Below are 209 nucleotides of genomic sequence, written 5' to 3'. Positions count from 1 at the left end.
ATCCATGGACAGGATTACCACACTCGGGATCGATCTGGCCAAGCCTGTTTTCCAGCTGCACGGCGTCGATGCCGAAGGCCGGGCTGTCTTGCGTCGCCAGTTGCGGCACAGCCAGATGCTTGAATTCTTCCGGCGCCTGCCACCCTGCCTGATCGGCATCGAAGCCTGCGCCAGCGCGCACTATTGGGCGCGCGAGCTGACCAGGTTCG

General features: G+C 63.2%; 1 pseudogene. It reads left to right on the top strand.

Features of this window, described 5'->3' with window-relative positions:
- Window positions 1-4: 4 nt before the first annotated feature.
- Window positions 5-209: pseudogene (locus KY389_RS15210) on the top strand (IS110 family transposase); the annotation flags it as partial.

Source organism: Paracoccus bogoriensis, assembly GCF_019431455.1.
GTDB lineage: Bacteria > Pseudomonadota > Alphaproteobacteria > Rhodobacterales > Rhodobacteraceae > Paracoccus > Paracoccus bogoriensis.
Note: the sequence above shows the minus strand (reverse complement) of the source record. Positions and strands in the feature narration are given on the sequence as shown.